20 protein-coding genes are annotated in these 22,094 nt (G+C 36.2%); 15 read left to right on the top strand and 5 right to left on the bottom strand.

The genetic code is table 11. The features are described 5' to 3' along the window. Window positions 1-14: 14 nt before the first annotated feature. From F3H00_RS04860 to F3H00_RS04835, 6 genes are all read left to right on the top strand, one after another. Window positions 15-425, top strand: a complete 411-nt coding sequence (locus tag F3H00_RS04860) for a Fur family transcriptional regulator (protein WP_054197019.1) — start codon at window positions 15-17, stop codon at window positions 423-425. A 140-nt stretch (window positions 426-565) separates the two neighbouring features. Next, window positions 566-1,972, top strand: a complete 1,407-nt coding sequence (locus F3H00_RS04855) for a CYTH and CHAD domain-containing protein (protein ID WP_223155237.1) — start codon at window positions 566-568, stop codon at window positions 1,970-1,972. A 13-nt stretch (window positions 1,973-1,985) separates the two neighbouring features. Then, window positions 1,986-2,708, top strand: coding sequence for a bifunctional demethylmenaquinone methyltransferase/2-methoxy-6-polyprenyl-1,4-benzoquinol methylase UbiE (gene ubiE / locus F3H00_RS04850; RefSeq protein WP_148798740.1), 723 nt, complete (start codon window positions 1,986-1,988; stop codon window positions 2,706-2,708). Beyond that, a complete protein-coding gene (gene xseA, locus F3H00_RS04845) occupies window positions 2,701-3,867 on the top strand; it encodes an exodeoxyribonuclease VII large subunit (RefSeq protein ID WP_148798742.1) in 1,167 nt (388 codons plus the stop codon). The genes ubiE and xseA overlap by 8 nt, the downstream gene beginning before the upstream one ends. Before the next feature lie 2 nt (window positions 3,868-3,869). Beyond that, a complete protein-coding gene (gene serC, locus F3H00_RS04840; RefSeq protein WP_148798744.1) occupies window positions 3,870-4,949 on the top strand; it encodes a phosphoserine transaminase in 1,080 nt (359 codons plus the stop codon). Beyond that, entirely contained in the window at window positions 4,949-6,409 is a 1,461-nt protein-coding gene (locus F3H00_RS04835) for a methyltransferase regulatory domain-containing protein (protein ID WP_148798746.1), read from the top strand. The genes serC and F3H00_RS04835 overlap by 1 nt, the downstream gene beginning before the upstream one ends. Window positions 6,410-6,453: 44 nt before the next feature. Here the strand turns inward: F3H00_RS04835 and F3H00_RS04830 are convergent, their stop codons facing one another. Continuing rightward, window positions 6,454-7,194, bottom strand: coding sequence for a sulfite exporter TauE/SafE family protein (locus F3H00_RS04830; RefSeq protein ID WP_148798748.1), 741 nt, complete (start codon window positions 7,192-7,194; stop codon window positions 6,454-6,456). A gap of 152 nt (window positions 7,195-7,346) precedes the next feature. Between F3H00_RS04830 and F3H00_RS04825 the strand changes: the two genes are divergently transcribed. After that, window positions 7,347-8,618: an anthranilate synthase component I family protein gene (locus F3H00_RS04825; RefSeq protein WP_148798750.1), complete on the top strand. Its 1,272-nt coding sequence runs from the start codon at window positions 7,347-7,349 to the stop codon at window positions 8,616-8,618. Here F3H00_RS04825 and F3H00_RS04820 read toward each other — a convergent pair. Genes F3H00_RS04820 through F3H00_RS04805 form a run of 4 tightly spaced genes read right to left on the bottom strand, consistent with a single transcriptional unit; the run spans window position 8,615 to window position 14,487 of the window. Next, on the bottom strand, window positions 8,615-11,485 hold the full coding sequence (locus tag F3H00_RS04820) for a hypothetical protein (protein WP_148798752.1): 2,871 nt from the start codon (window positions 11,483-11,485) through the stop codon (window positions 8,615-8,617). The two genes, F3H00_RS04825 and F3H00_RS04820, sit on opposite strands and share 4 nt — an antisense overlap. After that, window positions 11,475-12,230 carry a hypothetical protein gene (locus F3H00_RS04815; RefSeq protein WP_148798754.1) on the bottom strand — a complete coding sequence of 252 codons (756 nt, stop codon included), beginning with the start codon at window positions 12,228-12,230 and terminating at the stop codon, window positions 11,475-11,477. The genes F3H00_RS04820 and F3H00_RS04815 overlap by 11 nt, the downstream gene beginning before the upstream one ends. After that, a complete protein-coding gene (gene uvrC, locus F3H00_RS04810) occupies window positions 12,227-14,044 on the bottom strand; it encodes an excinuclease ABC subunit UvrC (protein WP_148798756.1) in 1,818 nt (605 codons plus the stop codon). The genes F3H00_RS04815 and uvrC overlap by 4 nt, the downstream gene beginning before the upstream one ends. Continuing rightward, window positions 14,038-14,487 carry a hypothetical protein gene (locus F3H00_RS04805; RefSeq protein ID WP_148798758.1) on the bottom strand — a complete coding sequence of 150 codons (450 nt, stop codon included), beginning with the start codon at window positions 14,485-14,487 and terminating at the stop codon, window positions 14,038-14,040. The genes uvrC and F3H00_RS04805 overlap by 7 nt, the downstream gene beginning before the upstream one ends. Before the next feature lie 30 nt (window positions 14,488-14,517). Here F3H00_RS04805 and F3H00_RS10330 point away from each other — a divergent pair, with 30 nt between their 5' ends. The 8 genes from F3H00_RS10330 (at window position 14,518) to F3H00_RS04770 (ending at window position 21,983) form a co-directional block, all read left to right on the top strand. Further along, window positions 14,518-14,685: a hypothetical protein gene (locus F3H00_RS10330; protein WP_021091736.1), complete on the top strand. Its 168-nt coding sequence runs from the start codon at window positions 14,518-14,520 to the stop codon at window positions 14,683-14,685. A gap of 115 nt (window positions 14,686-14,800) precedes the next feature. Beyond that, entirely contained in the window at window positions 14,801-16,189 is a 1,389-nt protein-coding gene (gene nhaD / locus F3H00_RS04800; protein ID WP_148798761.1) for a sodium:proton antiporter NhaD, read from the top strand. A gap of 10 nt (window positions 16,190-16,199) precedes the next feature. Next, on the top strand, window positions 16,200-17,732 hold the full coding sequence (gene guaA, locus F3H00_RS04795; RefSeq protein WP_148798764.1) for a glutamine-hydrolyzing GMP synthase: 1,533 nt from the start codon (window positions 16,200-16,202) through the stop codon (window positions 17,730-17,732). A 390-nt stretch (window positions 17,733-18,122) separates the two neighbouring features. Continuing rightward, window positions 18,123-18,527: a YbgA family protein gene (locus F3H00_RS04790; protein ID WP_148798766.1), complete on the top strand. Its 405-nt coding sequence runs from the start codon at window positions 18,123-18,125 to the stop codon at window positions 18,525-18,527. Further along, on the top strand, window positions 18,511-18,879 hold the full coding sequence (locus tag F3H00_RS04785) for a TIGR02328 family protein (RefSeq protein ID WP_148798768.1): 369 nt from the start codon (window positions 18,511-18,513) through the stop codon (window positions 18,877-18,879). The genes F3H00_RS04790 and F3H00_RS04785 overlap by 17 nt, the downstream gene beginning before the upstream one ends. Window positions 18,880-19,436: 557 nt before the next feature. Further along, entirely contained in the window at window positions 19,437-20,081 is a 645-nt protein-coding gene (locus F3H00_RS04780; RefSeq protein WP_148798770.1) for a cupin domain-containing protein, read from the top strand. Window positions 20,082-20,191: 110 nt separating this feature from the next. Continuing rightward, the gene (locus F3H00_RS04775; RefSeq protein ID WP_148798772.1) at window positions 20,192-21,352 is read left to right on the top strand and encodes a multidrug effflux MFS transporter; all 1,161 of its coding nucleotides are present in this window, start codon (window positions 20,192-20,194) and stop codon (window positions 21,350-21,352) included. Beyond that, entirely contained in the window at window positions 21,345-21,983 is a 639-nt protein-coding gene (locus F3H00_RS04770) for a uroporphyrinogen-III synthase (protein WP_148798774.1), read from the top strand. The genes F3H00_RS04775 and F3H00_RS04770 overlap by 8 nt, the downstream gene beginning before the upstream one ends. Window positions 21,984-22,094: the final 111 nt, after the last annotated feature.

Below are 22,094 nucleotides of genomic sequence, written 5' to 3'. Positions count from 1 at the left end.
CAAGGAAAAGCATTATGCAATACGTATCATTATTAAAGCAATCTGGGCTAAAAGTCACGCCACAGCGCCTTAGCGTTTTAAGAATTCTTGATCGCCACACGCACCCAACAATTGATGAGCTTTATGATGAGATTTTAAAAGAGAGTCCATCGGTTTCTCTTGCGACAGTTTATAAAAATTTAAATACTTTAAAAGACGAAGGTCTCGTAGTCGAAGTAAATATCGTCAATCAAAAAGCTAGATACGACATCTACGAATATCCACATATCCATGTAGTTTGCGAAAGCTGTGGAAGCGTCGAGGACGTGAGCTACGATGATGCTGAGCTTGGCAAATATCAAGAGGCACTAGAAAAGAAGATCGGAAATATAATAGAGCGTTTAAATATCGTAGCTAGCGTAAAAAGCTGTAAACACTGTAAATAAAATTTATGTTGCTATTTAGCAGCATAAATTTCATCTTTTTTCCTAATAAAAATACTTTTAAAATAAGCCTATATTTAGCATTTTTCTCATTGTTTTAAGCACTAACTTGCTAAAATGAACAAAAAATTTTGGAGAAAAATGTGAGTTTGGAGATAGAGCGTAAATTTTTACTCAAAAATTCTCAAATTCTAGATTTTTTAAAAGAAGCTGGAGTAGTCTTTAAGCATCTTGAAATTTCTCAGTTTTATACCAAGATAACGCAAAATGAAGAGATCCGCTTTCGAAGTGAAGAGGATAAATTTATAAAAACTGTAAAGATTGGCAAAGGTCTAATTAGAGAAGAAAATGAAGAATTTTGTGAAAAAGCGGAGTTTAAAAAGGCTCTTAAAAACCGCATCGGTAGCATCATCTTAAAAGATAGATATATTTTTAAACTAAATAACAATCCTTGCAATATCGATATTTTTAAAAATGAACTAAACGGGCTTTGTACATTTGAAATCGAATTTAGCGATGAAAATGAGGCCGTCTTTTTCAAGCTACCACCGTTTTTAGAAAATTTTTGCCTAAGTGACGTAACTTGCGACAAAAGATATAAAAACAAATTTCTTGCCATCCATGCTAATGAAAATGAGCAAATCGACTACAAAAGAGCCTATAAGATCATAAAAGAAAAAGAAATCCTGCCAAATTTTGCTGCAAATCTAAAAAGCGGAGAGGCGCTAAGAGCCCTTTTTGTTAGTATTTTTAAAGTAATAAAAAAGCTAAAAAACCAGTATTTGATAGATAAAGATGAAGAGGTTTTGCATGAGCTTCGCATAAATTTAAGAAAGGTTAGATCGATCCTTAAAATTTTTAGTGGCGTTTTTGATGAGAAAGTGACACTTTTTTTTGGTGAGAATTTTAAAATGCTTGCAAACTCGACAAACAAAAAGCGAGATTTGGATGTATTTTTGAACTTTTTAAACGAGCAAAAGCACGCAAATGAGCCTATATATTTTGTAAAAAAGGCTCTAGATTTAGAGTATGAAAATGTAAAAAGCTACCTTGGCGATGAAGAAAACTACGCATTCTTAAAAGAGTGGGAGATATTTTTAAACGAGGGTGAATTTTATAAGTCAAAACTCTTTGACATAAGCCTCTCGCGACTTGGTTCGTTTAAGCTTAGAATGCTTTTAGTTTTAGCTCAAAAAAGGCTAAAAAGCCTTAATCAAGACTGCCCAAATGAGAGCTTTCATGATCTTAGGATAGAGCTTAAAAAGATGAGATACACATACGAGTTTTTATGTGAAATTTTTTATTTTGAAGGGCTTAAAAAGTATGAAGAGAAGCTAAAGCAGATGCAAGAAATTTTTGGCAATCTTCAAGACTATGACGTCTGGCTCGGTATCCTTAAAAGACTTCCAGAAATACCAGATAAAGAGAGGCTTGAGAGTAAAATTTACAAGCAAATTTATAAAAGTAGAGAAGAGATACTAAAAAAGCGTCTTAAATTTATAAAAGCAACTCGTAAAATTTCAAGAAATTTAAAAATTTACTACATATAAAAAGGGCAAATTTATGCAAAAACAAGAAAAAATCGTTGATATGTTTAACCAGATCGCTCCGACTTATGACGTCGCAAACAGAGTGCTAAGCCTTGGTGTGGATGTGAGTTGGAGGAAATTTGCCTGCAGGTATATGCTAGAAATTTTTAAAGAAAGAAGCATAAATATCGTGGATGTGGCTTGTGGCACTGGCGATATGATGGGGCTTTGGAGTGAAATTTCAAAAGAATTTGGCGTGCAGATAAAAAACCTTACTGGCATCGATCCATCAAGTGGCATGCTAAAAGAGGCGAGAGCGAAATTTCCAAATTTTAAATTTATAGAGGCCTACGCTGACAACACTACGCTTGCAAGCGGAGAGGCTCAAATTTTAAGCATAAGCTATGGCATTAGAAATGTGGTCGAGCGAAAGGCAGCGCTTAGGGAGTTTAACAGAGTGCTTGCTCTAAATGGCTACGTAGTCGTACTTGAATTTACAAAACGCCAGAAAAAGGGGCTTATAACCTCGCTAAGAGATTTTTACCTAAGTAAAATTTTGCCAAAAATTGGTGGCTTTATCTCAAAAAACAAAGAGGCATACGAATATCTGCCAAGCTCGATCGAAAATTTCTTGGATGCAAAGAGCTTTTGCGACGAGCTAGCCACGGCTGGTTTTGAGATAGAGCTTTGCAAGGGCTTTAGCATGGATATCTCGACACTATTTATCGCTAAAAAGGTAAGAGAAATCAATGCTTAGCGTATCTGAGCTAAACGAAAAAGCAAAGGCACTGCTTGAAGCCACACTTGACTATGTCGAGGTAAGCGGAGAAATTTCGCGCCTTACTAAGCACGCTTCTGGGCACTGGTACTTCACACTAAAGGATGAAAAGTCAAGCATCTCAGCCGTGATGTATCGCATGAATAACCAAAAGGTGAAATTCCTGCCAAAAGATGGCTTGAAGGTCAAAATTTATGGCAAAGTGACTATTTACTCGCCAAGCGGGTCGTATCAGCTAGTGGCTAGTACGATGATGCCTGATGGCGAGGGCGAGCTTGAGCTTGCGTTTAGGCAGCTTAAAGAAAAGCTCGAAAATGAGGGGCTTTTTGACATAGGTGCAAAAAAAGAGATACCAAATTTACCTAAAAAAATAGCCCTTGTTACAAGCGCCACTTCGGCAGCGCTTCAGGATATGCTAAAGGTAGTGACGAGCCGTTGGAAACTAAGCGAAATTTATATATTTGACGCGCTAACTCAAGGTGAAAATGCCCCAAGCTCGCTTATAAAGGCTTTACGAAGAGCTGATAGATACGGCGTTGATGTGATCGTTTTAGCTCGTGGAGGTGGCAGCAAAGAAGACCTTTGGTGCTTTAACGACGAAGGTCTAGCGCGTGAAATTTACGCTACCAAAACGCCAGTCATAAGTGCTATCGGACACGAGGTCGACTATGTTATAAGCGACTTTGTAGCAGACCGCAGATCGCTTACACCAAGTGCAGCCATGCTAGATCTTTTGCCTGATGAAGAGGCGTTTTTTCAGTATCTTGACAGGCTCAGCGACGATCTTGATAGCGCCTTAAGCTTAAAGATAACCAAAAAGCAAAATTTGTTAAATGTTCTTCTTTCTAAATTTTCATCAAATGCCCTAAAAGCTAGGATCGAGCTAAAATTTAGCGAGGTAGCAAATAAGCAAAACGCCCTAGCAAACGCCGTGCAAAGAAAAATTTTAGTCCTTGGCTCGGCCCTTAGCTCGCTAGAGAAGGCTTATGAGATGAGAGAGCTCTTTTTTGAGAGCACAAAGGGGCTTATCGAGGTTAGAAAAGATGGCAAGAGGGTTGATCTTAGGGATTTAAAAATAGACGATGAGGTAGAGCTTATCTCGCAAAATACACATAAAAAAGCAATTATCAAGGAGTAAAAATGAGTAGAAAAATCAACTTTAGCGCAGGTCCAAGCGCGATACCACTAAGCGTTTTAGAGCATGCAAAGGCCGAATTTACCGACTACAGAGGCGAGGGCTACTCGATCATGGAGATCAGCCACAGAAGCAAGACCTTTGAGGAGATCCACTTTGGCGCGATGGATAAGATAAGAAAGCTTTACGGTATCGGTGATGAGTATGAAATTTTATTTTTGCAAGGTGGTGCACACTTGCAATTTAGCATGATACCAATGAATTTATATCAAGGTGGTAGGGCCGAGTACGCAAATACTGGCGTTTGGACAAACAAAGCGATCAAAGAGGCAAAAGTGCTTGGCGTAAACGTAGATGTCGTAGCAAGCAGTGAGGATGAAAATTTCTCTTACATCCCTGATGTGAAATTTAGTGACGATGCCGACTACGCATACATCTGCTCAAACAATACGATTTATGGCACGCAGTATAAAGCTATGCCAAAGACCAAATCGCCCCTAGTTGTTGATGCTTCGAGCGATTTTTTTGCTAGACCGCTTGATTTTAGCAGTATTGGCTTGCTTTACGGCGGCGCTCAGAAAAATGCAGGCCCAAGCGGCGTGACTATCGTTATTATAAGAAAAGACCTAGTTGATCGTGTGAGCAGTCAAAATGTCCCTATGTTTTTGCGCTACAAAACGCACGTAGAGGCAAACTCGCTTTACAACACACCACCAACTTTTGGAATTTATCTTTTAAATTTAACTATGCAGCACCTGCTAGATCTTGGCGGACTTGCCGAGGTTGAGAAGATAAATACCAAAAAAGCAAGCACGCTTTATGACATCATAGACGGCTCAAATGGCTTTTATCTAGGTCACGCTAAAAAATCAAGCAGATCAGATATGAACGTGAGCTTTACGATACCAAAAGATCACGCGCTTGAGCTAGTTTTTGTAGAAGAAGCACTAAAAGAGGGCATGTTAGGGCTAAAAGGTCACAGACATCTTGGTGGTATAAGAGCTTCTATCTACAATGCCGTTAGCCAAAGCGATGTTGAAAAACTTGGCGAGTTTATGAGAGAATTTGCAAGAAAACATAGCTGATGAATAAAACAAAGAAAGCTTACGATGAAATTCCTTATTTCTCGGCTGCATTTAGCGACTGCTCGCCAGTTAGGATAGAAGCGGTTGCTAAAATTCTGGGGCTTAAAGCAGCTGGCTTAAAAGAGGCTAGGGTGCTTGAGCTTGGCTCGTCATATGGCGGCAATATCTTGCCATTTGCCATTTCACATAAAAATGCAAAAGTCGTTGGTATCGATATCTCAAGTCATCAAGTGGCTGAAGGTAACAAAGTAGCAAAGCAGATAGGTTTAGAAAATTTTACTCTGCTTGAGCGAAATTTTTTGCACATGAACGAAAGCGATATAAAAGAGCTTGGAAAATTTGACTATATTATCGCTCATGGCGTTTATAGCTGGGTGAGCCCAAACGTGAGAGATGCGCTGCTTGCCACGATTAAGGCACTACTTAGCGAGGATGGCATCGCTTATGTTTCGTATAATACCTATCCTGGCTGGAAGAGTCTTGATATTTTAAGAGATTTTATGCTTTTTGTAAGCTCAGGCAACGACAGCAAAGAAGCACTTGCTCGCGTAAAGAGCGAGTTAAATTTCTTACAGGATTATTTGAAATTTAGCCTGCAAAGTCAAAGCGATGTCGTATACAAAGATAGCATGAAGCTTCTTCTAACGCAGCTAAATTTCTTACAAGGCATCATCACAAAGGGTAATGATTATTATATTTTGCATGATTTTTTAGAGGCTAGCAACGAGCCAATCTACTTTCATAAATTTGCTAAACATATCGACAAGCACGGACTTTGCTACGTCATAGACGCCTCACTAAATGATATCTTTGCAAGCTCAACTGGGATCTACCGCTTTGACGCGCACATCGAGCAAAATTACAACTCTCGCATCAAAAAAGAGCAGCTAAACGACTTTTTGTTTAATAGATCATTTAGAAAAAGCCTCATCGCGCACAAAGAAAGGCTTGGTGGTGCTGAGGACTTTGACGTGGTGCTTGGAGAGAGCGAGCTTGATAGGATTTATTTTGCATATTTTAGCGAGCAACCAAGGACAAAAACGCAAGAAATTTTAAGCAAAGCCTATCCACAAAGCCTAAATTTAAGCGAAGTAAAAACGGCGCTTGGCGAGAATGCAAATGAAGCTTTTGTGGGACTGCTTGAAATTTTAAACGATCAAAACACTAAAATTTCTTCTTCAAAACTCAAAGCACTTGCCTATGAGTCTGGTAAAACCAAGCTAAAGCCTAGAGCTGCTGCATATCTTGAGTATTTTTTAAATGCTAGTTCGCCAGTCATCTCTCTTGCAAACGAGCTAAACGGTAAGCTAAACTTAAGCCAGGAAGAGATTAAAGCTGCTTTGAAATTTGATGGTAAAACCAGCTTAAAAGAGATCACAAAGAGTGTAAATTTAAAAGAAGAAGAACTAGACAGACTTGCATTTAAGCTAAGGGAAGCTTACTTTTTTGAAGAAATTTAGCACAAGGCTGGTCTACCCCAGCCTTAAAAATTTTTATCACTTATCTAGTCAAACATTATATCTTTTAGTATTATGATTATCATCGTGATATAAAAGAGTAAAAACCACTTTTTAAGTGCTTTTTTGTCCATAGCTTGTGTTTTCTTGGTGCCAAAGTAGGCTCCTATTAATGAGCCAAGCCCTAGGAATGTACCCTCCAAATAAGAGATGTGGCCGTTTAAAGATAGCGAGATAAAGCCTGAAATGGCTGCAAACATCACGAAAAATACGCCCATTGAAACGGCTTTTTTCATATCATAGCGCAAGAAGCCAACTAAAATAGGAGTTATAAAAACCCCACCGCCTATGCCTATACTAATGGCAAGTGCACCTATGCAAAAACCAACTAGAAATAGCAAAAACACTGAGTTGTTCGCATTTGTACCGTCGCTATTTGGTGTGAAGTATAGTTTTATGAGTGAAAAGATAAAAGTTGCAAGCAAAAGCAGTTCGAGTAAGAGCTCAGGTGCATGAGATACGATTATGCCACTAAAGCTGGCTCCTACTAGACCTCCAAGACCTAAAAATACACCGCGGTTTAGTTTTAAAAGCCCGGCTTTATAGTTTAGGTATGAGCCAAATGTCGCACTAAATATCATCTGCATGATGCTTATGCCAATAGCAGTTTTTATGTCATATCCAAAGGCGACCATTATAGGAACAACGACCGTGCCACCACCTATGCCAAAAAATCCAGCGATGTATCCAACGCCGATACCAATTATAAAAAGTTCAACAAAAAGCATAAATTTCCTTTTATGAGTGCCAAATTTTAGCCAAGTGGTGTTAAAAAAATAGTAAAAAGGTGAAATTTAGGCATAAATTTAGAAATTTGATAAAAATTTTAAAAAGTAAAAGCGAACTTTTTTTATAATCATCAAAAATTTAAAGGAAAAAAATGCTCTTAGAACAACCACTGTTTTATTATGAAGTGATTAGAGAAAAATTTAAAAATAGCTACCTAGCCGAGGATAAGACGCAAACGATTATAGGCATTGATTGCGAATACATCGATGAAAAGGATATGGATTTTTATGGGCTTAGAAGTTATTTTGATACAAATCGTAATAAATCTTTAGCTCCGTTTGCAGGTCTCTTTGGTGTTTTTGCATATGACGGCGTGAGATACTTTGAGTATATCGGAGAAGAGAAAGCTAAAAAGTACGAATTTCCAAAATTTATCTATGCCGATGCAAAGGCCTATCTGCACTTTGACAAGATGAGTAAAATTTATACATTTTATGGAGATAAGAATAAATATTATGACTTTTTACTTGATGTGAAAGTTGAAAACAAAAGCAAAGAGCAGAGTAAATTTAGTATAAAAACTGATCTTGGTAAAGAAAAGAAACACTTTGAGGATATGGTTGAGTTAGCAAAAGAGTATATAAGAAGCGGCGATGTCTTTCAGGTGGTGCTTGATGAATTGCTTGAAATTTCAACGAATATGAGCAGTTTGGAATTTTATAAAAAGCTCTCACTTACAAATCCAAGCCCATATATGTTTCATTTTCCTACACCTTATGGCGATGTGGTTGGCTCTTCGCCAGAGCTTGTTTTTGAGATGAAAAGTGAGCAAATTTTTGTGGCTCCGATCGCAGGCACAAGGCCTAGAGGAAGCGATGCAAATGCAGATGCAGCACTTGAAAGTGAGCTTTTAAGTGACGAAAAGGAACTGGCTGAGCACAAAATGCTAATCGATCTTGCCAGAAATGACATCGGCAGGGTTTCAGAACCAAAAAGCGTAGCTGTAAAAAATGCTATGCATATCCAAAAGTATGAAAAAGTAATTCATATCGTAAGCGATGTCTATGGCAAATGCGCCAAGGGACTTGATCTTTTTGATGTCTTAGCTAGTATTTTTCCAGCTGGCACGCTAAGCGGAGCCCCAAAAATAAGAGCTATGCAGATAATCAATGAGCTTGAAATTTCTGAGCGAAATATCTATGGTGGCGGCATTGGATTTTTACATTTTAATGGCGATGCTCAGGTTGCTATTCTTATTCGCTCAGCCATCTTTGTGCCAGGTGAAAATGGATTTAGTGATGTATTTGTGGGGGCTGGAGCTGGTATAGTTTATGACTCAAAGAGCGAAAGAGAATACGCTGAAATTTGCCATAAGCGAGCAAGCGTGCTAAATGTATTTAAAAATAACGCAAAAGAGTTTTAGGCGTTAAACTTAATAAATTCATAAGAGCTTTTAGCGTAGCTAGTACCCATAGAATCGATTTGCTCTCTTACTGTAGCTGAAAGCTCTGCTTTTGTGATATTTTTGGCTAGTACTTTTACAAAAGGAAATTCACTTCTTTCTTGTGCGCCAAATATCAGCACTCTTGTATCAACCTTTTGGCTTTGTCTTATCTTATCAACAACTCTTGTTAACTCTTCATAGTTGAAGCCTTTTACATTTTCATCTATAAGAACGATGCCATAAGTTTTGGTTTTTATCTTTGTTAATAGCTCATCAAAGCTATTTGTGGTTTCAAGTGTGTTGTAAAATTCTCCTAAAGCTGAGCTAAATATTTTATTTTCCATTGGCGATTTCTTAAATAAAATAATATTTTCGCTTTTTGATAGATAGCTTTCGTCTATTGCAATCTCGCCAAAATTTGGCAAAAATTTTCTAAAAATTTGAGCCAGTTCGTCACTATTTATTGGCGTTTTTATATAGGCATTGAAGTATTCTTTGACGCTCTCTCCATCTATATTTGAAGTATTTGAAAGCATTGGTATAATTGGAATTTTCGCATTTTGTATAGCTGCTTTTATAAGATCAAGATTTTTTTGAAGGCTATTTTTTTCAGCTTCGAAAAATTTCGAGCCAACAAAGATAAGGTCAAAATCACCTTGCTTTATGGCTTGTTTTAGATCTTTTTTATTACAAACCCCCACAACTTCGCAGTTAAATTTACTAAAGCCACTTGCTGTTATATCTATGTAAATTTCATTAGTATCGTAGATTAAAATTTTTGGTTTATCGTTTAAATTTTTATTCATAATATCAGCTTCACCTAAGCAAAGTAGCCTTGTGATGCTTAATGGAGTTAGCGGATCTTTTAAAATGAGCGGATTTTTAATATCTTGGCCTTGCTTATTGGTGTTTCTTAAAAATATAGCATCATAATTTTTTGTAATAGATGGACTAGTGCTTGTTAGCATATCCACTTTGAGCCCAAGATCTTTTGTAGTCTGCTCAAAAGCTTCGTTGTAAGCGACATTTACATCTTGTAAGAATGCTAATTTGTGATTGCATTTTATATCAAAGTCTTTATAGTTTGATGTTGTTTTAAAAATGACTACAAATTTAAACTCATTTCCGATACTTGGAAACGAGTTAATCTCCAGCTTGCTTTCTAAATTTTTTAAATAAATTTGAGCGATTTTTAGATAAAACTCGCTCTCATCATTATTTAAGCTATTCTCATCATCTGAAAATATATCTGAAATTTGCTTTTCGCTCATGGCAGCTGAGCTATTTTTTATGCTAAAGCTTACAGAACAAAGTCCACTTCTATCAAAGTCTTTTTGAACTTTTTTGATAGCGATGATAATATTTTGATGTCTTAAAGACATTGATAAAGACGCCAAAAAGATAGAGTTAAATGCGGTTTTTAATGAATTTAGATTTCCTTCTAGTTCATTTGTAAGGCTTGGATCAAGGTAGCTTATAAAATTTATCTTTTTGCTTTGCGAATAGACGATATTTGCTTGCAAAATTTCTTCAAAGCTTTTTTGAGGATCAAATATCTCGGTTTTATTGCATTCGCTATATTTTTTAACATTTGAGATATTTTTAGCATTGTTATAAAGCGAAGTCATGATATTTGCATTTTTTTCTATCGTGTCTATAAATACTTGCTTTTTGCTATTATTTGTTTCTATTTTTAAAGCCGCAGTCGATGTAAAAATTTCCTTATTGATAGACTCTAGCTTCTTGCTTACGGATAAAATATATCTATCTTTTATCTGAAAAAAGCTGCTATCTTTTATATAGGTTTCTTTTAGATCTTCATAAGTTTTTATGAGCTTTGATATCGCATTATCCGCACTTGTCTCTTTTGATGATAGGATATAGTTTGATATGTATTTTGACTTATCGATAAGCACCTTTAAAAATTTCAACCTAGCAGAAATACCAAGCAAAGATAAAATGAGCAAGCCACAAAGCAAAAACTCAAAAAAGGTCTTTATGCCAAAGCTTATTTTCTCGCTCTTGGTAAGTTCTAATAGCTCATTTTTTATGTTTATAGCACTATTTAATAAAAGTATAAATTTATCATCTTCATACTGTTTTATTAAGATTATATCTTCGATGTTTAGCTTCTCAGAAAATGCGATCTTGGCTTTAGCTTCTCTTATTTTTTTAGCTTGATAGTTGGCTTCAAACTGGTTAAAGTCTTTGTAAATATTCTCTTTTAACTCACTTTTTGGAAGCATATCAAGATTTGGCGTGTTGTCCTTTACGGAATATATATTTTCTCTCACATTATTGTTTATTGAAAATAAAGGGCCATCTATAAAGATATTTTTTACGTAGTATTTTGTGTTGTTTGCTAAAGAGAGTTGATTGTAAATTTTACTTAAAGTTGCGGCATAAGCTTTTATTATAAGCGGAAAGTCTCGGTCTAGATCTTGTTTAAAATCGCTATCTATTTCTCCGTTTATATTTTGGAAAAATTCATAAAATAGTTCATCAAATTTATCATTTTGGTTTAGATTTGCTAGCAATTCTTTTAATTTATTTACATTTCGTATCTCGGTGCGATCGTCTTTTCTTATAGAATTTATAAATTTTTGTGTATTTTTTAAGGTATTATCTCGCAGCTTTTTTATATCTTCTTGGCTTTTGCCTATTAGCGTATCGTGCTCTTGTATTACGGATTTTATAGTTTGAAATACTAAGGATTGTTTATATAGTTTTTCATTTAGATCTTTTAGATCTGTAAATTTTTTATAGCTTTCATTTCCGCTATATGCGCAAAAGATCGCTGAAATTATTATTGGCGCTAACAATATATAAAATTTATTATTTTTCATGGATACTCTTTTTGCTATATTTTTTGACGATATTTTCTATCTCGATTAGCCTTTTGGTAAAAAGAGACATCTCTTTCATTTTTCCATTTTGATTGTTATCTAAAAGAGCGTTAAGCTCATTTGCAAGGTTATTAAGCTTTAAATTTAATGCAGCTTCCCTTATCTCATCTACGTATTTTTTGAGCATTATCTCGTCTTTTGCGATTATGGCTGATTGGATTTGAATAAGAATTTCCCTTGCGTTATGCAAAAAGATATTTAAGTAGGATGCAAAATCTTTTTTATTTAAATTTAGTATTTTAAGCGATGTTTCAAACCAGGAATCATCGATAAGTGATTGTGTCTGTGTATCAAAAAGATACCATGCGTTTAGTTTAAAAACAGGCAGTCTTAATGTAGGTTTTACTTTTACTGCTGCTATTAGATTTTGGTTGTTTATTATGTCTTGCTTCTCTAAAAGCACGATAAAAAATTTTTCGCCATTTTTTAAAATAGCATTTTGCAATCTCGCTTCTAGTAAGATCGCACCACCATCTTTTCTTTTTAAATTTACTCTAGCGCTATTATCTTTCGTATTTTGTAAAAATTCCAAGAAGCTGTAGTTTGTGCTTTCTTGGCTTGTTATGACTAGCTCACTTATATCTTTGTATTGCGATAAAAAATCATCTAAACTATCAAAACCCAATAGCTCAAGTGAATCTTGCGTTATCGCGGATATTTTTAAATTTTCATCATATATTATCACTTCAAATTTCCTTCTTTGAGCACTGCAAGCTTTTCTGCTACGCTTTTATTTGTTATTTTTGCCACTTCGTCTAAATTCGCTTCGCTGATTTTATCAAAACTTCCGTAAAAGCTGATTAATTTCGCAATACTTCCTTCAGATACGCCAGCTTGCTTTAGAATTGATCTTTGCATATCATTTTTCTGCCTTGTTTTTCTGTGAAAGCTGATGACAAATCTATGGCTTTCATCACGCATTTTTTGGAAAAACTGAAGCTTTTTATCGCTCGTACTTAGGCTAAAGCTACCATTTTTTGTGTAAATTTTATCCTTTGCCTCACCTTTTGCGCGGTGAGCTTTGGCATCTATTTTTTCTTTTGAGATAGCGATCACATCGACGTTTGCACCACTACTTGCTAAAATTTCACAGGCTAAATTTAAAAGTACTTCACCACCATCAATGACCCAAAGATCAGGCGGGCTAAGCTTGTCAAATCTAAGTGCTCTGGCTGTCAAACTCTCTTTCATCTGATCGTAGTCGTTTTTAGAGCTTAGGTGCATGTGACGGTAGTTTTGCTTTGCCCACTCGCCATGCTCATAGCGCACCATCGCTCCGACACTTGCCTCGCCAAAAAGGTGCGAGTTGTCGTAAGCCTCGACCACGTAAGGCGTGTGAGCTAGGTCAAAGTACTCTTTTATCTCGTTTAATAGCACGTTATCGTGCGTTTTTAGATATTTTTCGATGCTAACTTCAGCGTTTTTGGTAGCGATCTCACAAATTTTACGCTTATCGCCTATTTTAGGGCAAGTGATGCTAAATTTACGACCAAATCTCTCGTTTAAAATTTCCTCCACAAGCTCGCTATCTTCAAAGCTCTCATGCACATAAATTTTGGTGCTAATTATCGGCTGTCCAGCTATGAAGCTTTTTAAAATGGCCTGCTTATAAGCTTCGTTTGTCTCGTCTTTTTGAGCGTTTTTGGCCTGCGTGATGTCAGTTTTTACGCCAGTTATCTTGCCACTTTGCACGCTAAATCTCACCGCACAGATCATATCGTGCACGCAAGCGACCGAGTAGGCCTCAAAGTCCTCAAGTTTAGCAAGATCAACTTCAACCTTTGTTTGCATGTTTTTAAGTGTTTGTATCTTATCTCTAGTCGCGGCTGCTTGCTCGTAGTCTTCGGCCTTGGCGTAGTTTAGCATGAGCTCTTCAAGGCGAGTTATAAGTAAATTTGGATTTTGTAAGGCTATGATAGCCTCGTTTACGATCTTAGCGTAGTTCTCTTTTGAAATTTTGCCCTCACACGGGGCATAGCAGCGTTTTAGCTGATAAAAAAGGCAGGCTTTTTTGCCTTTGATGCAGGACTTTTTCTGAACGAGATTGTAATTTAGATAAAGTGCCTCAAGTAGCTCGCTAGCTCCGTTAAAATATGGCCCAAAATAGCGGATATTTGAGCCTTTTACCACCTTTCTAGTGATCTCAAATCTAGGGAAATCATCATTTAAATTTATAAAGATATAAGGGTAGGTCTTGTCGTCACGAAGCAAGATGTTATATTTTGGCTTAAGCTGCTTGATGAAAGAATTTTCAAGTATGAGCGCGTCTGCCTCGCTTGGCGTGACGATGTATTCAAGATGCACAGCTTCGCTTATCATCTTTGAAATTCTTGGGCTTAGTTTTTCAGCCGGAGCTAGACTTGGGGTAAATTTAAAGTAGCTTTTGACCCTATTTTTTAAAATTTTGGCTTTGCCAACGTATAAGAGCCTGTTTTGGACGTCAAAATACTGATATACGCCAGGCTCGTTTGGAAGCGTTCTTATCTCGTCTATTAGCATCTTGCCTGCTCATTTTTCTTGAGCAAAATTTCTCTTAGCTCTTCAAATTTTTGGTGTATTTGCTCGTCTTTTGCTAAATTTTTAAACTCGCCTTTACTAGCTGGCGCATAGAAGATGACACTTTGCTCTTTTTGATTAAAAAATTTTAAAAATTTGCTCACGACAAATCTTATATTTTTTTCTTTTTTGTTTTTTGTATAGTTGATTTCGTTAATAGGTTTTGGAGTAAGAATGCTGTTAAAAACGCTATTTTTATTAAAATTGCAAAAGGTTTTTAATAACCTTTTTATATCATTTATACTACTATCACGCCTAAGCTCTAAAAGCCCAGTGGGATGAGTAAGAACAAAGGTCAAAACACCTTCTCTAACGTAGCAAAAAGCTATGTAAAATCGTTTTGCTTTCCCCATAAGCTCTAAAAGCTGTTGGCACTCATTTGCCATGCTTAATTTTTCTTTATACAAAGGATTTTCGTGAATAGTATTTATCAAAAATTTAGCGTTTTTCATGGGCTTATCTTATCATCTTTTATTTTAATTTTTACTCTTTTTGCATTTAGCGGTTGTGGCTATAAAGATGATCCATTTTATGGAAATGCTCCCGTAAAAGAAAAGAAAACTGACAAGATAAACAAAATCTAGTAAAATTTTCGTATTTAAATAAAAATGTAATGTAAGCTTAATAATTTTAACTAACCTAATTTTTAGGCTCATTTAAGTAATATACCAAGATTTTTTATTCTACAAGGAGAGTATAATGAGGTTTTTTGGACTTCTAGGCTTGTTTTTTGCGATGGCTTTTGGTGCTGATGGAGAAACCGCAGCTATTGACTTAACTACTACATGGGCAGGAATTTTATCGCTTATAATTTTTGTTGTTGGATATTTTTTCATAGCAGCAGAAGAAAATTTCCATATCGACAAAGCAAAACCTGCTATCTTTATCGGTACGTTTATGTTCCTACTTATCGGCGTTTATATGCTTATAAATGGTATGGATGTGCATTCGCTTGAACATGAGGTAAATCACCTGATTTTAGAGATCGCTCAGATTGTATTTTTCTTGATGGTAGCGATGACTTTTATCGAAGCACTTATCGAAAGAGATGTATTTAATGCACTTAAATATAATCTCGTATCAAAAGGTTATACTTATAGAAAACTATTTTGGCTAACTGGTATTTTGGCATTTTTCATAAGCCCAGTAGCTGATAATCTAACAACAGCGCTTATTCTTTCAACCGTTCTTCTAACGATAGATAGAAATAATACAAATTTCCTAGTAGCCGGTGCGATAAACATCGTCGTAGCAGCAAACGCAGGTGGAGCATGGAGTCCATTTGGCGATATCACTACGCTTATGGCTTGGGCTGCTGGAAAAGCACCATTTGTCGACTTTTTCGCACTTTTTCCAGCATCTATCGTAGGTTGGTTTGTAACGGCATTTTTACTTTCTCGCGTGGTGCCAAGTACTGCACCGCATTTTGACGTAGCAAACGAGCCAAAAGTTGTTATCAAAAAAGGTGGTAAAGCAGTTATTGCAATAGGCGCATTTACTATCTTTTGTGCAGTTATGATGCATCAGCTTTTCCACTTGCCAGCGATGTGGGGAATGATGTTTGGCTTCTCGCTTCTTAGTCTTTATACTTACTATTTCAAAAAAGCTCACAAAAATGAAGAGCCAATGCATGTATTTCACTATATGTCAAAGATCGAAAACAATACACTATTTTTCTTCTTTGGAATTTTAGCTGCAGTTGGCGCTCTTCATTTTGCTGGATTTTTAAATTACGCTGTATCACTTTATGATAAATTTGGCTCAACTGCTGTAAATATTGGCGTTGGCTTCCTTTCAGCGATCGTTGATAACGTCCCTGTTATGTCAGCTGTTTTAAAAGCAAATCCAGCAATGGGAGCTGATGTAGGCGAGGCGATGAGTCAGTGGCTACTAGTGACACTAACTGCTGGTATCGGTGGTTCGATGATCAGCTTTGGCTCAGCAGCCGGTGTTGGAGTAATGGGTAAATTAAAAGGAATTTATACCTTTGGTGCACATATGAAATACGCTTGGATGGTGGTTCTAGGATATATCGTATCGATCATTGTTTGGTATGTGCAGTTTGAAATTTTTCATATCTATTTTTAAAAGGTTATAAATGAACAATACGATTATAGTTTTGGATTTTGGTTCGCAATACACTCAGCTAATAGCCAGAAGGCTAAGAGAAGAGAGCGTCTACACTGAAATTTTGCCATTTAATGCAAAGCTTAGTGAGATAAAGGCGAAAGAGCCAAAAGGTATCATTTTAAGTGGCGGTCCAGCTAGCGTTTATGCTAAAGATGCTTATTTTTGCGATAACGGCGTCTTTGGGCTAAATATCCCTATCCTTGGTGTTTGCTACGGTATGCAGCTACTTGCTCATACACATGGGGCTGAGGTTTTAGCGGCCGATCAAAAAGAGTATGGCAAGGCAGAGCTTAGCGTGATTAAAGAGCATGAGCTATTTAAGGATACACCTTCAAAACAAATCGTATGGATGAGTCATAGTGACTATGTAAAGGACTTGCCAGAGGGCTTTGAAGTGATCGCTGTTAGTGAAAATTCGCCTTATTGTGCTTTTGGCGATGATAAACGTAAATTTTATGCGATCCAGTTTCACGCAGAGGTACAACACAGCGAATACGGTACGCAAATTTTAAAGAATTTCGCTAAATATATCTGCGGCTGCGAGAGCACGTGGAACATGGGAAGCTTCGCTAAAAATAAGATAGAAGAGATAAGAAAAACAGTAGGCACTCATAAGGTACTTTGTGCAGTTAGTGGCGGCGTGGATAGCTCTGTGACTGCGGCACTTTTAGCGGCCGCCGTGCCTGAAAATTTGATCCTTGTTTTTGTTGATAACGGACTTCTTAGAACAAATGAAAGAGAGCAGGTTGAAGCTACATTTAGAACAAAGCTTGGTGTTGAGCTAGTTAGCATAGATGCGAGCGAGACTTTTCTTGGACGCTTGGCTGGTGTGGTTGATCCTGAGAAAAAACGCAAGATTATAGGCGAGACATTTATAGAAATTTTTGAGCAAGAGGCTAAAAAGCATGGTGATGTGAAATTTCTAGCTCAAGGCACTCTTTATACTGATATCATCGAAAGCTCCGTAGTTGGCTCAAGCAAGACGATAAAGAGCCACCACAACGTTGGAGGTTTACCTGATTGGATGACATTTGAGCTAATAGAACCTTTAAGAGAGATTTTTAAAGACGAGGTTAGAAAGCTAGGTCTTGAGCTTGGACTAAGCCGCGAGCTAGTTTTTCGTCACCCATTCCCAGGACCTGGCCTTGCTATCCGCATCATGGGTGAGGTAAATAAACCAAGCCTTGAGCTACTTCGCAAAGCTGACGTGATCTTACGTGATGAGCTAAAAAGTAGTGGATGGTATAACAAAACTTGGCAGGCATTTTGTGTGCTTTTAAATGTAAATTCTGTTGGTGTAATGGGTGATAACCGCACCTATGAAAACGCTGTTTGTGTGCGTGTAGTCGATGCGAGCGATGGCATGACTGCAAGCTTTTCAAGGCTTCCTTACGACCTACTTGAAAACGTAAGCCGCCGCATCATAAACGAGGTAAATGGCATAAACCGCGTAGTTTATGACATCTCAAGCAAGCCACCTGCAACTATCGAGTGGGAATAGAGTAAAAAAATATTTTTGCTGTAAAACCGTTGAAAATACAATATTACAACAGTTTTACAGAAGCAAAAAGCTCCTTAGTGATACTATTTTGATACTAAAAATGAGAAAAAGTAGGTTTAAAAGGGAGTTATTGAATTTAGATAAATTGTTTAGAAAGCCTTCCATTATTTTGGTGGTAGGCTTTTGTGGAAACAGTGGTTAATAAATTTGAATAGCTCTTATAGTAATAAAAATCCTTTGTATCTGAACCCACTTTAACATACTAATAATGCAGGATATTCATTTATACCTTACCTGAATAAAAAATTTAAATGCTATTAATAAAAACTTAAAGAGTGATACATTATATGGGATTTGTTTTAGTTTGAATATTTGGAAAGAGGTGTCAATATGGGACAAAAAGACATAAGAAGAGAATGCGAAGAGTTGTGGGCAAAAAATAAATATTATGTACTAAGCAAATCGCAAAAAGCATATCTGGAGATAAGGGAGTACTTGAAGGAAAAAGAATTGGATGTTTTATGGCTAAATGAAAAAATACAGGAAACAAGAGATATGAAGGAGAGTAAAAAAGATTTTAGTAATGCTGTTCTTCATATATGGGGATATTTCAAAAAAGATGCAAGTACAATTGAAAAACAGGTATTATTTGATATATTAAATGGATATATGGAAGGGGAGAATAGTCAGAAGGCTGTAATTGAATGCATTAACACTTTACTAAAGAAATACCCTAATGAATATTTAGAAAAATCAACCTTGTTAACAGGAGAAAAATATGAGACTATGGCATGAAAAACTTATACACTTATTGCCTAAAAATCAGCTTCTTGGACAACACAGGGAATGTTGTGCTTTGAGGGGCAATGGATGGAAAAAGAAACATAAAACCGTAGATTATGTGTTTACATATTCCCCATATCATCTTTTTATTTACCATGTATTGGTTATGGTGGAGATGGAAAAAAGAGGATATAAAGTTTCTGCGGAATGGAAAGATAAAAATTATAGAGGAAGCACAGCAGAAAAGTACGATAATCTTAAAGAGGAGATTATAGGCAGTCCAATTTACAAAGAGCACAATATTGAATATCTGGCTGATTGCATAGAAAATTTAAGAAATAAAGGTATACATTTAAAAGTATAGAAGCTGCGGAGGAGTAAATCGATATAAAAATAAAAGAAGTTGAAGATAAACTGGAAAAGGAAGGTGCATCAAAAGAAATATTATATGACCTTTCAGAATGGTTTGGAATACCGTAAAGCACAGAAGAGTATATTTGTGATTCACAGGAAAAGCCTTTTCTCGCTTGTCACATGAATGATGAGTTAGTCGGTTTTGTTGTATTAATACAACTGACAAGGATTGTGCAGATATTTTTGTAATTGGCATAAAAAAGAAATTCCATCAAATGGGTATTGGATTAGTACTTAACGAAGCTTACAAAACTACGGCAAGGAAGCTGGGTTACGCATATTAAAAACAGAAACTAAAAAGATACTGTTATAGAATAAAAGAAACAAATATGATATGGTAATTATTGAGTGGGAATAGGGGCACCAAATCCATTTTATGGAATTTTTCTATAAAGGGAACTTCCTTATATGCATTAGTTTTAATTAGGATATTTTTTCTCTTTTTATTAACATTGGTCAATGAAATTTGGCTCTTAACCTTTTATAATTTTGCAAAAAGGATATAAAATGAGTAAAATTTACAATCTAAACGCCGACACGAAAGTCGTCGCGAAAAGTGTCGTTAGCAAGAGAATTTTTGATTGCGAGAATGCTCATATCGATGTATTTGCTTTTGATACGGGCGAGGAGCTAGATCATGAGATGCTGTTTTGCGATAGCCTCGCATGGGTTGTAGAAGGCGGTGCTAGCCTATACTACGGCGAAAAGCAGATACATATAGGCAATGAGCAAGCTTGCCTGATAGAGAAAAAAGTGTGGCGCAAGCTAGTTTTTAACGAACCAACGAAATATATTTCAATTGATTTTAAGGAGGATTTAGTGATAGATCATTTACCTAAGGCAGCTATTTTTAGCTTAGTTGATGCAGTGGAATACGAAAAAGGCAAAATCGTGAGCAAAACGCTCGTAAAGAACGAAAACGGCTCAATGTCATTACTTAGTTTTGACACAGACCAAGAGCTTTCAACTCACGCAGCTCCAGGCGATGCACTACTTATCGCACTTGATGGTGAGATGAAGCTAACTATTGGTGATGAACATTTTGATATCAAAAAAGGCGATACCATCGTGTTACCAGGCAAAATACCACACGGATTAAAGATAAAAGATAAATTTAAAATGCTCTTAATCGTCACTAAAGACAAAATGTAATACTAAGCCCTATTTTTAGGGCTTTTTCTCTATAATAACAATAGTAAATTTATACTTAATAAAGCAAAAAGTAAAACCATAATATAATCGCTCCAAAAAAAGAAAAAACTATGAAAAAAGAAAATTCCAAGCTATTTTTATTGCTATTTTTAGGCGCTCTCTCTGCCTTTGGACCATTTGTTACAGATCTTTATTTGCCAGCACTTCCGGCTATTACCGAGTGGTTTAAAACAAGTGTTACAGCTACGCAATTAACGATCACGACATCAATGGCAGGCTTAGCCATAGGTCAGCTAATAGTTGGCCCAATAAGTGATAAATTTGGCCGAAAACTGCCCCTTACCATCTCGCTCATCGTCTATACGATAAGCACTATTTTTATATTTTTCTCGCAAAATATCCAGTTTTTTATCTTTATGAGAATTATTCAAGGGCTTGCAAGTGCCGGCAGCTTAGTCATCTCAAGAGCCGTTGTGAGCGACCTTTATAAGGGCCATGAAATGACTAAATTTTTTAGTATTATGATGGTTGTAAATGGCCTTGCTCCGATACTCTCGCCAATTGGCGGTAGTTTATTGCTTAAATTTACCGACTGGCGTGGCATTTTTATGGCACTTACTATCATTGGTATCTTGCTTTTTATCGCAAATTTTTATTTCAAAGAGAGCTTAAGTCAGTCAAATCGCTTAAAAATGCCTTTGCTAGTGACTTATAGTGTTTTTGGCAAAATTTTAAGAAAGAAAAAATTTATGCTTTTCGTAAGCATTCAGACATTTGCGATGGGTGCGATGTTTGCCTATATAGCGTCATCTTCGTTCATCTTTCAAGAATTTTATTCTTTAAGTCCAGTAAGTTATAGCTTTTGCTTTGCTTCAAATGGTTTAGGACTTGTTATAGGAGCAAGGCTTGCTAGTCTTTTAAATGAGCGAAAAGCACTAAAAACCGGGCTTTTTGGCACCTTGTTTGCTAGCATTTTTATTGCTTTCATGCTTTGCTCTAAAATTGAAGTGATCGGCGTCATTATCGCATTTTTCTTATTGCTTCTTTTTACAGGATTTGTCTTGCCAACTGCTTCATCGCTAGCTATGAACGAAGGTAGAGAATACGCAGGATCAGCCTCAGCGATACTTGGATTTTGCCCATTTTTCTTAGGTGGAGTCGTCTCTCCGCTAGTTGGGCTTGGTGATATATTTTATTCGACTTCTATTGTTATTTTAGCTTGCACATTACTTGCTTTGATATCATTTTTTAGGTTAAAAAGAGTTGCGTAAAATTTATCTTATTTCAAATACAAAAACGGCTGATGAGAGCGTTGTAAATTTAAGCGTTAGCAAGATAGAGTTTTTAAAATTTGAATTAAATTTAAGTGACTATGACGTGCTGGTAGCTACTTCTAAAAATGCTTTTAATGCATTAAAATTTAACAATATAAAAGCTATAAATTTGCCAGTTTTTGCCATCGCAAATAGTTGTGCGGTAGCCGCAAGAGAGTTTGGATTTAGTGAAATTTATACCGGAAAGAATGCTCACGGAGATGACTTTGCAAGAGAAATTTTGCCACTTTTAAAAGGTAAAAAGGTTATTTATCTAAAAGGTAAAGATAGTGCTTCAAATTTCTTAGAAATTTTGCAAGATGGCGGCGTAAACATAAAAGCGATCGTTGCCTATGAAAATGTCTTAAATCCTTACAAAATGGAGCTAAAACCACCAAAAAATAGTATCTTGATCTTCGCTTCTCCGCTAAATGTCAAAAATTTTCTTAGTAATTTTGGCTGGGATGAGAGTTATCAAGTGGTAAGCATTGGAAAGGTAACTGCAAAAGAGCTAAAATTTACCGAGCCAATAGTAAGCCAAAGTCAAGATATAAACGCCTGTATCGCGCTTGCCAAAACATTACTTTAAGCAAAGAATTTATATAATTTTATTGCCTGAGTGAAGCGAGTCAGCATTTTACGGGGTCCAACACTTTTTTGTTAGCGAAAAGGTATGGGTGCCTTGTGATGTGGCTTCGTT

The organism is Campylobacter concisus, from assembly GCF_902460845.1.
Taxonomy (GTDB): domain Bacteria; phylum Campylobacterota; class Campylobacteria; order Campylobacterales; family Campylobacteraceae; genus Campylobacter_A; species Campylobacter_A concisus_X.
This window is presented reverse-complemented; position numbering and strand designations above follow the sequence as displayed.

What these genes read in the sequence shown, in the direction of transcription:
- F3H00_RS04860 (WP_054197019.1), top strand. Translation starts at nt 15, where the DNA reads ATGCAATACGTATCATTATTAAAGCAATCTGGGCTAAAAGTCACGCCA.
- ubiE (WP_148798740.1), top strand. Translation starts at nt 1,986, where the DNA reads ATGCAAAAACAAGAAAAAATCGTTGATATGTTTAACCAGATCGCTCCG.
- xseA (WP_148798742.1), top strand. Translation starts at nt 2,701, where the DNA reads ATGCTTAGCGTATCTGAGCTAAACGAAAAAGCAAAGGCACTGCTTGAA.
- serC (WP_148798744.1), top strand. Translation starts at nt 3,870, where the DNA reads ATGAGTAGAAAAATCAACTTTAGCGCAGGTCCAAGCGCGATACCACTA.
- F3H00_RS04835 (WP_148798746.1), top strand. Translation starts at nt 4,949, where the DNA reads ATGAATAAAACAAAGAAAGCTTACGATGAAATTCCTTATTTCTCGGCT.
- F3H00_RS04830 (WP_148798748.1), bottom strand. Translation starts at nt 7,194, where the DNA reads ATGCTTTTTGTTGAACTTTTTATAATTGGTATCGGCGTTGGATACATC.
- F3H00_RS04825 (WP_148798750.1), top strand. Translation starts at nt 7,347, where the DNA reads ATGCTCTTAGAACAACCACTGTTTTATTATGAAGTGATTAGAGAAAAA.
- F3H00_RS04820 (WP_148798752.1), bottom strand. Translation starts at nt 11,485, where the DNA reads ATGAAAAATAATAAATTTTATATATTGTTAGCGCCAATAATAATTTCA.
- uvrC (WP_148798756.1), bottom strand. Translation starts at nt 14,044, where the DNA reads ATGCTAATAGACGAGATAAGAACGCTTCCAAACGAGCCTGGCGTATAT.
- F3H00_RS04805 (WP_148798758.1), bottom strand. Translation starts at nt 14,487, where the DNA reads ATGGCAAATGAGTGCCAACAGCTTTTAGAGCTTATGGGGAAAGCAAAA.
- nhaD (WP_148798761.1), top strand. Translation starts at nt 14,801, where the DNA reads ATGAGGTTTTTTGGACTTCTAGGCTTGTTTTTTGCGATGGCTTTTGGT.
- guaA (WP_148798764.1), top strand. Translation starts at nt 16,200, where the DNA reads ATGAACAATACGATTATAGTTTTGGATTTTGGTTCGCAATACACTCAG.
- F3H00_RS04790 (WP_148798766.1), top strand. Translation starts at nt 18,123, where the DNA reads ATGGGACAAAAAGACATAAGAAGAGAATGCGAAGAGTTGTGGGCAAAA.
- F3H00_RS04785 (WP_148798768.1), top strand. Translation starts at nt 18,511, where the DNA reads ATGAGACTATGGCATGAAAAACTTATACACTTATTGCCTAAAAATCAG.
- F3H00_RS04780 (WP_148798770.1), top strand. Translation starts at nt 19,437, where the DNA reads ATGAGTAAAATTTACAATCTAAACGCCGACACGAAAGTCGTCGCGAAA.
- F3H00_RS04775 (WP_148798772.1), top strand. Translation starts at nt 20,192, where the DNA reads ATGAAAAAAGAAAATTCCAAGCTATTTTTATTGCTATTTTTAGGCGCT.